The 14,944-nt window shown below is 44.1% G+C and carries 10 protein-coding genes; 2 read left to right on the plus strand and 8 right to left on the minus strand.

Going from position 1 to position 14,944, the window contains the following annotated elements; genetic code table 11:
- The first annotated feature begins 13 nt into the window (after positions 1-13).
- Complete coding sequence (locus PCAR9_RS16795) at positions 14-1,330, plus strand: choice-of-anchor A family protein (protein ID WP_179984606.1); 1,317 nt, start codon at positions 14-16, stop codon at positions 1,328-1,330.
- Positions 1,331-1,362: 32 nt separating this feature from the next.
- Here the strand turns inward: PCAR9_RS16795 and PCAR9_RS16800 are convergent, their stop codons facing one another.
- From PCAR9_RS16800 to PCAR9_RS16835, 8 genes are all read right to left on the minus strand, one after another.
- On the minus strand, positions 1,363-3,828 hold the full coding sequence (locus PCAR9_RS16800; protein WP_179984607.1) for a cellulose synthase subunit BcsC-related outer membrane protein: 2,466 nt from the start codon (positions 3,826-3,828) through the stop codon (positions 1,363-1,365).
- Complete coding sequence (locus PCAR9_RS16805) at positions 3,825-4,931, minus strand: family 8 glycosyl hydrolase (protein ID WP_179984608.1); 1,107 nt, start codon at positions 4,929-4,931, stop codon at positions 3,825-3,827. Before PCAR9_RS16805 ends, PCAR9_RS16800 begins: the two co-directional genes overlap by 4 nt.
- On the minus strand, positions 4,925-7,201 hold the full coding sequence (locus tag PCAR9_RS16810; protein WP_179984609.1) for a cellulose biosynthesis cyclic di-GMP-binding regulatory protein BcsB: 2,277 nt from the start codon (positions 7,199-7,201) through the stop codon (positions 4,925-4,927). Before PCAR9_RS16810 ends, PCAR9_RS16805 begins: the two co-directional genes overlap by 7 nt.
- A complete protein-coding gene (gene bcsA / locus PCAR9_RS16815) occupies positions 7,198-9,423 on the minus strand; it encodes a UDP-forming cellulose synthase catalytic subunit (protein WP_179984610.1) in 2,226 nt (741 codons plus the stop codon). Before bcsA ends, PCAR9_RS16810 begins: the two co-directional genes overlap by 4 nt.
- Positions 9,401-9,973 carry a hypothetical protein gene (locus PCAR9_RS16820; RefSeq protein WP_179984611.1) on the minus strand — a complete coding sequence of 191 codons (573 nt, stop codon included), beginning with the start codon at positions 9,971-9,973 and terminating at the stop codon, positions 9,401-9,403. Before PCAR9_RS16820 ends, bcsA begins: the two co-directional genes overlap by 23 nt.
- Positions 9,974-10,277: 304 nt before the next feature.
- Complete coding sequence (locus PCAR9_RS16825) at positions 10,278-10,766, minus strand: YgjV family protein (RefSeq protein ID WP_179984612.1); 489 nt, start codon at positions 10,764-10,766, stop codon at positions 10,278-10,280.
- A 13-nt stretch (positions 10,767-10,779) separates the two neighbouring features.
- The gene (locus PCAR9_RS16830) at positions 10,780-11,736 is read right to left on the minus strand and encodes a tRNA1(Val) (adenine(37)-N6)-methyltransferase (protein WP_269475069.1); all 957 of its coding nucleotides are present in this window, start codon (positions 11,734-11,736) and stop codon (positions 10,780-10,782) included.
- A 109-nt stretch (positions 11,737-11,845) separates the two neighbouring features.
- Positions 11,846-12,469: an NAD(P)H-binding protein gene (locus PCAR9_RS16835; protein WP_179984613.1), complete on the minus strand. Its 624-nt coding sequence runs from the start codon at positions 12,467-12,469 to the stop codon at positions 11,846-11,848.
- A gap of 70 nt (positions 12,470-12,539) precedes the next feature.
- Between PCAR9_RS16835 and PCAR9_RS16840 the strand changes: the two genes are divergently transcribed.
- Entirely contained in the window at positions 12,540-14,753 is a 2,214-nt protein-coding gene (locus PCAR9_RS16840) for a S9 family peptidase (RefSeq protein ID WP_179984614.1), read from the plus strand.
- Positions 14,754-14,944: the final 191 nt, after the last annotated feature.

The following is a 14,944-nucleotide window of genomic DNA, read 5'->3' on the forward strand; positions in this document are numbered from 1 at the left end:
CACTGGAGCCATTATGCACAAAAAACTTATTTACACTGCTGTAGTTGCAGCGGTAATGTCAGCACCCCAGGTGTCTGCAGCAAAAATTGAATTAAGCGAAGCGTTTAACTACAACGCTTTCATCTTTGAAGATTACGAAGGTGAGCGTTCTGACGTTGAAGGCTCGTTAGCCGTAGGTGGAAACCTAACGGTTGACGACTTTGATGTAGGTCTTCTACTCCCTACCGATCTTTCCTCAAGTGCACTTTATGTAGGTGGCGATCTTACTTACACCCGAGGCCATGTTCACGCAGGACAAACTACAGTTTCAGGAATGGTTAGTGCTAATGGCGTAATGTTCGATGGAGCACTAAACAGTGGTAGTACTACCACCGTAACCTACGGTAGTGTGGAAAACGGCGGTATATTCAGTGAAGGTGACGTGACATTAGAGAAGGCAGGCGTTAATAACGGTGATATCCAGTCTGAGCAAGCCGTTACCATCCGTGAAGCGGGTGTAAATGGCTCCATAACATACGGTACAACGCTTACCGTGGATAACGCTGGCTATTCGGGGAGCGCAGTGCAGTCTTCCAGTAATACAGTAAACGTCGACAATCTCGATTTTAATTCCATCGCTAATGAAGTAACGGCGCAGTCTCAAGACTTTGCTTCGATGAGCGTAAATGGAACAACAACACTGACCTGTACCGACGCTTCAGATCCAAATGCGTTAGTCAGTTGTAATGACAGTAATATCGATACTCTCGACACCATCGTATTTTCTGGCTCCGATGATGTGAATATCTATTCGATTAGTTCTGACTGGTTCAGTGCTGCCGACAAAGACATTGTTTACGATTTCTCTACCACCAGCTATAACATTATCAATGTGTACGGGGATACGGTAGAGCTGTTTAATACTGGCTTCTTCAATACTGCATTTACGCAGGAAAACGAATATTTTACAGAAAATGGCCAGTATAGAGACAACGATAACAACATAGGCCAACGTCACGATGGACTTTACACTAACAATATTTTGTTTAATTTTGTTGATGCTGAAGATCTAACCCTGCACAGTGTTGGCGTGAAAGGTAGCGTCTTGGCACCATATGCAGAGCTTAGCTTTTATAATGGTCACGTAGATGGCAACGTGATTGCCAATAGTTTGGTCACGCCACTTGTGGAATTAGTTAATGACCAAGGCGAAACCTACAACGCGCCAACAGGCCAAATTAATAACTACCAGTTTGGCGCTATCAACGTCAGTGAGCCCGCTTCAATCGCCCTTTTATTTGGCGCAGGGTGCTTTATGCTGGTTAGGCGTCGACAAGTTAGCAAGGTCTAAACAGGATTACTTGGTCTTTGATGAAAGCGGCTTTACAAAGCAAAGCCGCTTAATCTTGGTGAAGACAGCAAAAGCTCATCACTTGTTACACCACTACCCTGCCCTTCTCGCCATCTTATTTGAATACCCGCTTCAAACGCTTGATATTCGACCGCAAACGCTTTTCCAATATAGCCAGCCACAATCCAGTTGTGGTCAATACGGTATTGACCTTCAGCCATAAAATTGCCGCTTAAACCTGTATCTGTGCTTTCTCCAAGAGAAACACCTTCTTCTACACTAGAGTGCGCTAGCCCTATCGGAAAGCGCAGATCATCGTCTTGTTTAACACGAGAGAGCGCAAGTGAACTGCGCAGCTTAACCTGCCAGTTGAGTGCCTCTAGAGTTAGCAGTTCAGAATAGCCACCAATACTGACAAACTGACTCGGGCTAAAGTAGCCCCCGTTGCCTACCGTAAAACCACTTAAGTTTTTGTCATAGCTTGTATAGCTTAAGAACGGTCCTATACGCCAATAATCAAGGCGAGAAGATACCTTATCAGCTATGTCGTAACTCACGTCACCACGAAGTGATAACGCGCTGTTATCAGCAACGAGTTCGCCTTCTAATCGGCTTATCTGCGCAGTTCCCGCAACCGACATATTGTCGGCTATGGAATGGGCAACTAATCCACGAACACCGCTTTCTATCACATAGCCCCAAGACTGCTCTCGGTTAGCATAAAAAGTTCCGGTCTGACTCAATAGACTGTCTTCTTTCGCTTTTCTAAATAGAGTGGCCGCAACGGTTGTATCTGCTAAAAACTTTGTTGCCGAGATTTGCCCGGTTACTTTAGCGCCAACGGGTTGCTCGAACATGGCATATTCCAAATTCGCGTAAAAATTGAAGTCTGGTGCTTGATAATAGGCTTCAGCCCGAACACCTGTGTCTTCGAAACCACTTATGCCCAAAGATGTACTTTCTAATTGCCTGTCACCGAACCAATCACCAACTTGAGGAGAACCACTGTAGAACTGCTTATAGTCTAATGAAACTTGCCAAAGCCAGTTTTTATAACCACTGCCAATGCCTATGTATTGTGCCAGTACATCAAAGTTACCAAGCCCCTCGCCACCACTTCGACTGCGGGTATTCATACCGTAAACTGCACTTAAGCCATCTTTAGTTTGTGCGGTAGCCGCTTGTGAGTCGTCGTTTTGATAAGCTAACCAAAATTGTTTTCTAGGCCACGCGTTTCGAATATTACGCGCTTGCAAAATGCTCTTTACTGCGCCGTATTTTAAGGCCAAGCGATTTAATGTAGCGTCATTACTTTGATTCAATGAAACCAATTCATTCGCAATAACCGTATTGGTTGGCGTTTTCGATAGCACTTGCTCGAAGGCCGACGTTGCGGTGGAAATGTCTTGTATTTCTTTTGCAGCCCAGCCAATTAACGCACGTTCCTCTATGCTTAAAGGCCGCAAACGTTCAAGAGATTCGCCAGCTTGTATACTTTCTTTGTAATGCCTTGTATCGTAGAACTGGGCCTGTCGACTAGCCAAGCCATCTGCACAGCGTTTAATGAATACCTCAGTATCAATACTGCACGCCAAGTCGAAAGCGTTTTGCTTGGCAAGATCACTGCTTTGTGCGCTAAGTGCCAGATATCTGCCTTCGTTATCTTCGACTAAACTAAACAGCGCTTCGGCAAAGACATAATTTTTTAAATCGTATTGTTGCCACGCCGCACCTTGTAGCACTTCTTTCGTGTAGCCATTGGTGTCAGATTTGAATAACTGTGCTAAGGATGTCGTATCTCGAAGCGACAATGCCTGCTGAAGTTTTATTCCCCTCACACTGTTTAAACCTTGCTGCGCTGATTGTTTATCAATATCTCGAACAGCCAACTGCAAGGCTGAGGTAAACTGTTGGTTAGCAACCTCTAACATGCCTTTGTCGATAGCAGTCCACCCCATGAGCAAGTAAAAGTCAGTGCGCTTTAACTGATTGCTTAACGCAATAAGCCTTTCTACTTTTTGCTTTGGCGTTGTCGCTCTAGCTTTAGGCGTTAATTGCGCAAACCTTTCTAGTGGAAGCGCTTCTGAGGCAGGTTTGGCAACCTGATTTTGGGGCGTTTCGAGCGAATCATGGGGCGTAGAGTCAGCCTCAGGTTTGCCTGACTTATCTACTCTCGGCACTGAAACTACAGTCTTAATAGTGCCTTTAAGTCGGCCATTAATTCTATTAAGCTCAGCTTCTACTTCTTCCGGCACCTTCCACTGGGGGTAACGAGCCTTTAAACGCGTAAATTCTTCGTTCGCTAGCTTAATCTGTCGTTCGTTAATGTGATACCAAAGCCCGGTTAAATCCGGCTGTTCTTGTTGTACCGGCAGTATGCCTAGATCTTTTTCTTTGTAGGTTGTTTTAGTTTGGCCGTACGCCTGCGTCGGCCCAAACGATGTGAGTAATGCGCCGATGGCTAGACAAAGTGACGTGCGTGTAAATCTTTCTTTCACGATGCGTTATCCAAAACCGCTAACATGGAAAGCAGCGTTAGACTTGCAGAGTAATAATCCATGTTACGGTCGATTGGGGGCCACTCAGGCTTTTCTGGCGCTTCTGATTTCATAAGGCTGTTTACTGCAATATGAACCGACTTCATACCTTCAGACATCTCGTACTCAGCTGTTTCCTCGTTTAACAAGTTGACCGTAGCTGGCGTGGGTGTAACAGCCCACCATGCATAATATGGCGCTAGTAACTCTTCGGCTAACTGAGTGTTTTTTCGAAATTGCGGTGACCATGAAAGCTGCAGTGGGATGCGGATCGCATTAAATCCGAATTCAGGCGATATCACGTTATCTAGGCTTACTGTGCCAATATCCTTATTGTCTGAGTCCGTATTGTTAGGCGTAAAACGCACCCAGTCACTTGGCAGCTTATAAGAAGAGAATTGCATTTTAGACAGCAAAGCTAAGCCCGACTTATAGACGCTTTCCCAGCGTTCGGGCGTAGCGGATATTCCCGCCAAATCAGTGATAGCGGGAAAAATCCAGTAAGACAAATTTAACTGCAAACTGTCCTTGCCTGCTTGTTCGGACGTAAATCCGTACTCACCTGGTAATAATACAACGCTGTTGGTGTTAGTTATCAACAACTTCTGTTCGACAGCACCCACAATTGCTTTAGCGTCTTCCAGATACGTGCTTACGCCCCACTGCTCATGCGCACGCAGTAATGCCCATGCGATAAGAAGTTCGCCATCAGAGGCGTTATTAGGGTCATCAATACAAGCAGCTGAATTATCAACACAAGGGCGATAACGCCAACTAAACAAACTGTCGTCACGCATTAACGTGCTTTTAGACCAACGCCACAGCGCGTCAAAAGTGTCTTTATCGTTTGCGGCAACGGCGAAGAGCATACCGTACCCCTGCCCCTCGCTATGTGATACCTCATCATTTCCGGTGTCGACTACCCGCCCACCATCAATAAACAGCGCTTTATACGCAATGTACTGAGACTTAAATTCGCTATCTTCTTCAGTAGAGCACGACATTAACAAAAGCGTGATACCCAATAAAAATATTGCTCTGATAAGGCTGTGTATATTTACCATGATTCTTGTACTTGTTTGTTTCTGCGTTTCAACAGTAAATATATAAACAGGCTGACCACAAACACAATAGCAACGAAACCTATGAGCCAATACCATGGGTTGTTAGAAAGCCATAGTCGCAAGTACAACCAATTATCATCACCTGCCCCTACCTCATATTTATCGCTAACTTGCATGACCAATGATGGTGATAGAGCATTTTTCCAAGCAAAGAAGTCGCCAGCCATTTGCCCCCACATTGACAAACTAACCAGGTCGGCAACTCTCGCCTGAAGCAGTTCAGGACTTTGTGCAGCAATAATGAACATGGTATCTGTTTGAGATGAAGTAGGATGCTCTTGGGCGGTCAATACTGCCTGCTCACCTAAATCACTTTCTTGTACTGTATGCCCATCTACACGCATTGCTTTGAAAGACATGTCGTCTGTAAGTGTACGTATGCGGTTGTACAAATTATTTTGCAATCGATAAGACCAACGTTTAGTCGCCTCTATCGCAGTGCTAAATTCGCTCTGCTCAATTTGCGAAAGGGTTTCAGGCGTGCCTAAAACAATAGCTGAGCCATCGGTAGAAATGTTATTTTCTTCTCTAATCTGCAGGTTTAATAAAGGAACTTGTGCAACTTGTGCAAGTTTAGCCGTTAGCGTTAGCGCGGTACCTAGGTAGCTATCTGATGGAATGACAATTGTGGAAACAGGTGCCGACTTGAATCGTGCAAACGGGTAGGCAGTTTCAGACAATAACGCCAAATTCGGCTGCACGGCAACATTTCCTGCATCTGGAAACTCGATAGCAGAAGAATCTGCCAGCTGAAAGACTAAATGCTCACCTGAAACATCATCACAGGGTACTCCCGCAAGTGGCGCGCGTAAACTCAAATCAAAGTCGACATTGTTGATGCCTCCTTTAAAAAAGCGCGCTGGCACCCTGAGTTGATAATCTCTAAACGACTGACCGTTGTCATTATTAAGCGCTAGGCCATGAACCAATTCATCATTTACGCTCACATTCATTGCTGAGCCAGGTCCGAAACCCGCGCCATACCCAAAATCTAAGAACAAATTAACGCTGGCATTCTCTGGTACGTAAAAGTCAGCAGGTAATCTAAACGATACTCGTTTGTTGAAGGTGCCTTCATCTCTAAATTGCGATGTAGGCACGCCTAAATCTTGGAATGTGTAATGATTATCAGGAGCCAGCACAAAATTGCGTTGAAGCGTGTCTGCTTTCATCTGAGTTTGGGATAGTATAGTGACTTGAGAGACTGGATTGATAGCGTCATCCATTACCGCTAGTGCTTTTGCAGCTTCAAGCACTTCAATTGGTGTAGTACCACTAACGATAAGCCGATAGCTCGCCGGTACAATTACTTCACCATCTTTAACAAATGCTGGCGTTCGCTGGGTTTTCAAAAATGCACCGTCAATATCGTTTATTACTTCATCAGACAAAACGGGAGATAACGCATCTACGGTGCCAATCAATACGTGAACGGGCTGCTTTTCTTTTCGTTCCAAATACCAAGCAGTGCGTTCATAACGCGCTACGTTTTCCTCACCCCAATAGGTATTCTCAGTCTCTTTTAGTTGGGGCAACACATAACCATCATCAAAGGTATCGTGCTCTACAATTAAAGGTTGGTATTGATTTCTAAGCGCTAGAGCTTGTGCCACTAAGGGCAAAGTTTGTTGCTTTAGCTCACTTTCAATCTCTCGTGCAGTGTAAAGCTGTACGTCCCTCTGTCCGCCAATACCTGGATTAAAGAAACCGCTTAAATCTTCTAATTTAAAAGGTTTGTTATCAATTGATGTTTCTAATTGTAACGTTGACGTATAGGCATTAATTTCACTCCATAGCTCAGGTGCGCTGCCATCTACGCACTGTTCGGCATAGTGCTGGCTTACGGCTAACGTCAGTGAATTAAAGCCAGCTCGCCATAGAGACTTGGGTATTTCTATCTCAGATACTAAAGACGGCCTTTGAGGGTCAAAAGCCACCTGACCGATAGTCGCGTTGTTGAACCTAACATAAAGTTGAGAGCGTTTTTTGATCAACGCTTGGGAGCTCAATACTTCTAACCGCAGTCGAGCGCTGTCTACTTTCGTAACTGAACTAAGAGGTATAGGTATATCTAGCGTTGCGGCTTTGCCTTGAAGGCGCAGGGTTTCGTCGCCGCCGAAGAACTCTGTTAGCCTGTAAGTATCGGTTTGGGCCGCGAGGCCGAATGATACGCACAAACACAACATGAACATAAAGTATTTTTTAATCATTGTTTGTCCTTTACCGACTTAGGTAACAGACCTAATCTATCGGCTAATTTGCCTATTAATACAAGCATATGCAATAAAGCTGGCTTTAATCCAACTTTTAATACGTGTTTAGCTCCAAACCAGTAAGAGATAGGCCTGGTTCTACGACGTTGAAACGATAACCAACGCAAGCTGTCACAAAGAGTGAAGGCGATGACTTCGTTTTCTTGTTCGTCCGTTTCGGGAACAAAACGTACTCTTAGTATTTTAGATTTGCTATCGTAGTTCAGTACAACTATAGCGATATGTACATTCTTATTTAAAGCATGGCTCCATGACGAAAGTGTTGCCTTTTCCGGAACGAATGCCCCTTCACCTTTCAATCGCAACCTTGCTCCACCTAATGAAAGGTCGACTAAATCACCCACCCAAGCTTCATCACTTTTAGTTTTAATCACTACACTATTGGTGGCTGGCAACCTAGCCTGGCTGCGTACCTGTTTTCGCTCAAGTAGAACACTCAACACTGACAGCAACAAAATTAAATTAAAGACATTCCAAAGCAATACGACTACCGTAAGCTCGCGGGTTAGTGGTTCAGTTATTAATTTATAAACTCCGCACCCTAGCGCGAAGGTAATAAGAAGTATTCCCCAGTAAAAAACATTGGAAAGCGGCGATACAAAGGTTTTCTCTAAGCTTTCTCCTTTTGGCGTAACGACAAAAGATGGCGCTCGAGGCTTTAAGAAAACTTTCACGAGTGCGTTTAATGTAAATGCGCATTGCAATATTTCGTAAAGCTCGGATACCAAGGGCCATCGCGTTCGCCCAAAGAGCATTGTTGAGATCATATAGGTTGCAACTACGTGGGGTAATGTAAATGCGAATATCTCTAGTATAGAGGCATGGTAAACCTGAAGCCCGAACACAAGATATGCTAAAGGCATGAATAAAAAGATAATGCGGGCGAAAGGAAACAGCCAGAACATGATTGAACTCATGTAGCCCACCCGCTGGTACCACTTCAGACCTTCCGCTTTAAAAGGTTTTTTAAGTAGTAAGATTTGCGTCATTCCCTGCGCCCAACGCATACGCTGTTGAATAAACGCATCGAAGGTTTCAGGAGCAAGCCCGCTTACCATAGGTCTGTCAACATACACAGACTCATAGCCCATTTTATGCAGGTCTAGCGCGGTTTCTGCATCTTCGGTAATAGAGTCACCAGAAATACCGCCAACTAAGTCCAGGTGCTTTCGACGCATTAATGCGGCTGACCCACAAAAAAACGAACTGCCCCAATAATCTAGCCCCTTTTGAATAGTGCCATAGAACATGTCGTTCTCTGAAGGCATGCGCGTAAACGCTGAAAAGTAATTGCGCTCTACTGGGTCTGGGTTCGCCATAAAGTGAGGCGTTTGAACCAAGAACACTTTTTCGTTCTTAAGCACCCAAGGGACAGTTCTGTCGAGAAAATCAGAAGTAGGCACGTGATCAGCATCGAGGATTACAATCAAATCTCCCGTTGTATTTTGTATTGCACTATTAACGTTGCCCGCCTTAGCAAACTCATTTTTCGCCCGAGTGTGATAGGTAATACCTAAGCGCGAACAAAGTGACTGTAAGTCTTGTCGACGCTGCCTTGCTGACGCTGCCGAGATAGGGTTATCCGCGTTGATTTTCTGATCTGTACCACCGTCGTCAAGCAGGTGAATATGAAGCTTATCTTTTGGGTAGTCCAACATTTGTGCGGCACGAATTGTGACCTCTAATATGTCTTCATCTTCGTTATAACTCGGAATCATAACGTCAACGCTTGGTAGCGTAGCCTTATCCATACCATCTAGTGAGAGCAATGGCCTACTCAACGGGAAAGCATTAACGATAGCGCCCAATACCGAAGTGATACCAGCATATATTTCTGCTGCGAACAGTAGCCATACTGCAATCATCGATAAAATATCTGAATAGGTGAGTGTATAAATACCCCGCCATAACAAATATCGTACGCTAAGTGCTATTGCTAAAACGAGGGCAAAGATACGGAATAAATGTTGGTATTTCTGAGTATGGCGCGCTTCTTTACTACAAAGCGAGATGAAGATTAGGATAGTAATAGAGGCCAATAGTTGGCCAAGAGCGTCCATTGGCGCTAAAAGTAAGCCTCCTAATAAACAAGAGGCTACCAAAAGCAGCAAAATTAGCTTGGAGGTATAGTGATGTCTATGAGCTTGCGAATAATCCAAGTTTGCGATCCAATATGTGTATTTGAGTTACACTTGCATAGTTCGCCCTGTTTATTAACTTCATGGTTCCGTCGACTATTTCAACTTCGTGGTTACTTTTGTAAAACAAGCTAGAGATATGGTCTCTGCGTTTTTTATTACTTTTCGAAACTAAGAACCATGCCGGGTAGGTCGCCAAACCGAAAGCTGCAACAGCAATTAAACTGTAGAAAACTGCTGGAGACATCGAAGGAGCCACGTAAAGGGAAAATAAAAACATAGCGATACTCAGAACCGTAAATATAGCAGTAATTTTACGTAAACGTATAACTTTTATAAGATTATTTTCCGCATCCAATAGCATCTTAAGACGCTTTTTCCAAAGGTTCTCGGTTTCAAGACTGGTGCTTACTTCTACCAAGCGTGGCTTGTTGCCAGCTGGCGCTGTATTTCTGAAATGTTGTGCTCGTTCAAACACATTTACCGCAGTACCGCTATCGATAGCGCTTTGAAAAGACTGCTCAAGCAGATCAGTTTGATCAATTTGTTGGTTGTTATCGACTAATTTCACTGCGCACGCTCTCCTGACTACTACACCACAAGTCTACTTCTGCACATCCGGAGGAAAAATTGCTGAAACCATACTTACTGATTAATAATGATACGCTTACATACGCAAAAGAAAATTGGACTTTAGCTCATTAAACTTTGGTATAAGCCTTTAAAAATAAGGCCTGACGTATACTCTGACGCCAAAAAACGGACCATTTGGATAAGTGTTGCGAGACGTTTTCACGGCCTAAAGCTGCTCAAATTTTGAGCTGAAAGAAGGCTAAGTTAGACTAATTGATTAGACAGGTGCGGTGAGAATAGTATTAAGGCTTTCTAAGCTTACTTAATATGCTGATCAAATTACTGATATTAAAAACAGTACCGAAAATACTGCCTACAGATAAGGCGTATAGCAGCCCTAATGTTTCAGCTGCTAGAAACACTTTTCTAATGGTATGTGTGTTTCGAATAACCAATGAACCTACGGTAAAAATAAGTGACGACGCATAGGCTATAAAAATTATCCAGCTGTGTTCTAACACAAACCATTCATAGGCGAGGAAGCCAAGGTTCACTGCTACGAAGAAAGCCAAAATAGCATTGCTTCTGTGTTTAATAGCAATAAAATTACGCACGCTTGCGAGTAGTGTACCGATGCCAGCAGCCATTGCGTCTAACATGAAAAAGTGGGCACTTAATGCACTTAAAGCAAACGCTGAAATAAGCAAATATTTGTCGACATTGGTTTGGCGATACCCAATAAAGTTTAAAACAACGGCTATCGCGCCAAAACCTTCTGCAACTATGTTCATTTATATAAGCTCATTAAAATTTAAGGTAAAAAGGCTGACAAAGGGCTTTGTATTCATTTGTGTAATTACCCTCGCGGTCTCTAATAACCAGCGCATTTTCATTCGCAACCTTTGTGGTAAAAAGCTGATGGTCTGCATACGCAGTGCAATCTGCATGTCCGCCGTCAGCATTCTTCATTACTTTGTTAAAGCGAAATGCACAAAGGTATGGGTCTTTATCCGATGTATGCTGTACATAAAGCATCGCTTCCAAGAATAAGCCATGACTAGCGGCGGTTTTGATAATGTCAGCTTCCATCGACGCAGGGTAAACGCAGTACATTTGCCCACTTTCTATCAATAATGCACTGCTAGCGTTAAAAAGCTCATTGGGGCTTAACGTAAATGTTTGCCTTGCTACCGAACGATTGTAGTTTTGCTTGTTGTATGCTTTTGAAAGTTTCGCTGGCGATTCGAAATACGGCGGGTTGGAAATGATGGTGTCATACAAATAGGCTGGTTCAAACCCCGCCACATCGCAGTTGTGAATATGTAGCTGCCCTGCCCACTTTGAATTTTTGAAGTTAACTGCTGCCTGCGCCGCGGCATCCTTATCAATTTCGATGGCATCAATTTTGATAGCATCGACTCCAGCTGTATTGTTGTTATTACTTAACAGGCTTTCCCCTGATGAAACAAAGCTGCTGGTGCTTTCTTTCTCTGCACTCTTTTTCTCAGTGCTGCCCGCACTTGAACTGTCTGCGCCATGGCTATCTAGCTCAAGATCACCGCCGCTTAATGGATAAAAGCCTTCGGCTTTTTGCGCCATCATTAGGGCTAAAATGCCACTGCCCGTACCAATATCTAAAATACGCGGGGCGTGACTAATGTCTGCACGAAGGTTAGCCCAACTTCCTAAAATTAGGCTGTCGGTATTCACTTTCATGGCGCATTTATCTTGCGCTACGGTGAATTGTTTACAGCGGAACATTCGGAAGTCATATTACCTAGTGCGTTAAGAAGGCGCGCATTCTATACCAAGTTGGATTGCGCTTCACGTTAAGCTGGTGACATATACTGCTAGCGCTTATTAGCTGTGCCTATTGCCAGCGCTGCAGCGACATCATGTTTCTGGCCACATCCACGGCATGAACGGGGCGATATTTCTTTAACGGCCCTTTCATTATGCTTTGCCAAATAGGTGCGGTTTTCTGCGCTATATCTTCTAGCGTTCGTGATTCATCTCGCTCACCCAGTAGCAATGAAGGTCGAACTGCCGAGGCATGGGGTAATTGAGGCATACGCATAATGGCGTTTTCTAGCTCGCCTTTCACCCGTAAATAAAAGTTACTGCTTTTAGCATCAGCGCCAACTGAAGATATCCACACAAAACTATCTGCCCTTTGAGCTCGGGTAAGCTGCGCAGCAACGTGAACATACTCAAAATCCACACGGCGAAAGGCTTGTTTAGACCCCGCCTTTTTAAGCGTGGTACCCAGACAACAGTACACATGATTTACGCTAAAGTAGCCTTGATAGTCCTGTAGATTGTCGAAGTCGATAACTACAGGCTTTAGGCGATTGTGAGGGTCTTTAAACATACTGGAGGAGAGCGGTTTTCTGACTAAGCAGGTTACCTCATTGTACCGTCTATCCTGTAACAGCATATTTACAAGCGTTCGTCCTACTAAACCTGTCGCTCCTAGCACCATTGCGGATTTCATACGTCGCACCTTGTATCATAAATTGATATAACTACAATCAAACCTTCGACAGTCAAATATGCAGATAAAAATGAAAAAAGCCCTTTTAATTGGAGCCGCTATGCTCTCTACTGCTTTAAACGCTGAAACGCTCACTATTGAGCGCATTTTCTCTTCTCCTTCACTTGATGGCAATGCGCCACGTTCATTGAAAGTATCCCCCGACGGCCAACGTGTTACCTTTTTAAAAGGTAAGCAAACTGACTACGAGCGCCTAGATTTATGGGAATACCATATTGAAAGCGGTCAAACTCGCATGCTGTTCGACTCAAACGACCTTCAAAGCGGCGAAGAAGTCCTTTCTGATGAAGAAAAAGCGCGACGTGAGCGCATGCGCCTATCTGGTAGCGGCATTGTTAGCTACCAATGGTCAGACGATGGTAAAGCATTGTTATTCCCGCTGGGCGGAGATGTTTTCTATCACAAGCTAGGTGAAAAAGGCGCAAAACAGCTTCTTGATACTGAAGCATTTGAAACTGATATTAAATTATCACCAAAAGGCAACTATATTTCTTTTATCCGCGACCAGAACCTTTATGTTAAACACATAGAGTCAGGAAAAGAGACAGCAATTACCAAAGAAGGCGGCGGCAACATAAAATTTGGTATGGCTGAGTTTGTAGCCCAAGAAGAAATGGGCCGCATGACCGGATATTGGTGGTCGCCAGATGAAACTAAAATTGCTTTCACCAAGGTTGATGAAAGCCCAGTAGACGTGATCACGCGTTCTGAAATCTATGCTGACGACATCAAACTTATTGAACAAAAATACCCAAAAGCGGGGACGCCAAACGTATTGGTTGAACTTGCTATTCAAGACATCAACTCTGGCGATCGTACTTGGGTTGATTTAGGTAAAGACAAAGACATTTATTTTGCCCGCGGTAAGTGGATGCCAAATAGCACTACCTTTACCTACCAGTGGCAGACACGCGACCAGCAAACACTGGAGCTTCGCGCCTTCGACCTGAACAGCAAAAAAGAAAACGTATTGCTTACAGAAACAAGCGATACCTGGGTAAACCTGCATGACGACCTTTACTTCCTAAAAGAAAAAGGCCAATTCATCTGGGCATCTGAGCGCGACGGTTTTAAACACCTTTACCTATTTAACAACAGCGGCAAGCTAATTAAACAACTAACCAAAGGTGATTGGGTAGTTGATAGCGTTGAAGCTATTGATACCGCAAACAACCGCGTGTATTTCTCTGGTCGCAAAGACACACCACTAGAAAGTCATGTTTACAGCGTACCTTTAGATGGCGGTGATATCTCACGCGTAACTGAGTTAGGCGCGTATCATAGTGCTGCGTTTAGCAAAGATGCTTCAATTTTTATTGACCGTTTCTCAACTATTAATTCCCCTGCACAGGTAAGCTTAAACAGTGCAAACGGCGAGCGAATTACTTGGCTTGAAGAGAACAAGGTTGAAGAAGGCCACCCGCTACACGCTTATATGGACAGCTGGACAGCACCTGAGTTTGGTGACATTACTACTAAGGATGGCGCAACGCTTAAGTATCGCATCTACACGCCTGACAGCGCTAAGCAAAACCCTGAGCAAAAACACCCGGTTATTGTTTACCTTTATGGCGGTCCGCACGCACAAGTGGTAACAAACAGCTGGGCGGGTAACCGTGGTTTGCTATTCCAACACTGGGTTGATCAAGGCTATGTGGTATTTACGCTAGATAACCGCGGCTCTAACTATCGCGGCAAAGGCTTTGAAGATCCTATTTATAAAAAAATGGGCTTTATTGAAGTAGACGATCAGGTTGCAGGCGTAGAGTTCTTGCGCACACTTCCTTTCGTTGATGCTGAGCGTATTGGTGTTCATGGCCACAGCTATGGCGGCTACATGACGCTAATGACCATGTTCAAAGCAGGTGACTACTTCGCAGCGGGTGTATCGGGCGCGCCGGTAACCGACTGGCGTTTGTATGATACTCATTACACCGAACGTTATATGGGTAACCCAAATACAGATGACGATGCTTACACCGCATCTTCAGTATTCCCTTACGCGAAAGACTTAAAAGGCGACCTTTTAATTTACCACGGCATGGCAGATGACAACGTACTGTTTACGCACTCAACCATGCTATACAAGCACCTTCAAGACTTGGCAATTCCGTTTGAAACTATGGATTACCCAGGCAAGAAGCACAGTATCCGTGGTAAGCAAACGGGCATTCACTTATATAAAACGATTACTAACTTCTTTAACCGTAACTTGAAAGACTAATACGGTTAGAGCCTGGGGCCTGTTGACTCTACTGTACATACAAACTCAACAAGCCCTAGAAATGAGTGAAAAGCAAAAAGCGATGCTTATTAAGGCATCGCTTTTTTGTTTGGTCACTTTAATTAACGCTTATTTTGTACATGTTTGCGTTGTAGCGCTTTCTGCACTTGTAGGGTGATTAGACTTTCTTC

The sequence above is a fragment of the Alteromonas macleodii genome (assembly GCF_903772925.1).
GTDB classification, from domain to species: Bacteria; Pseudomonadota; Gammaproteobacteria; order Enterobacterales; family Alteromonadaceae; genus Alteromonas; species Alteromonas macleodii_A.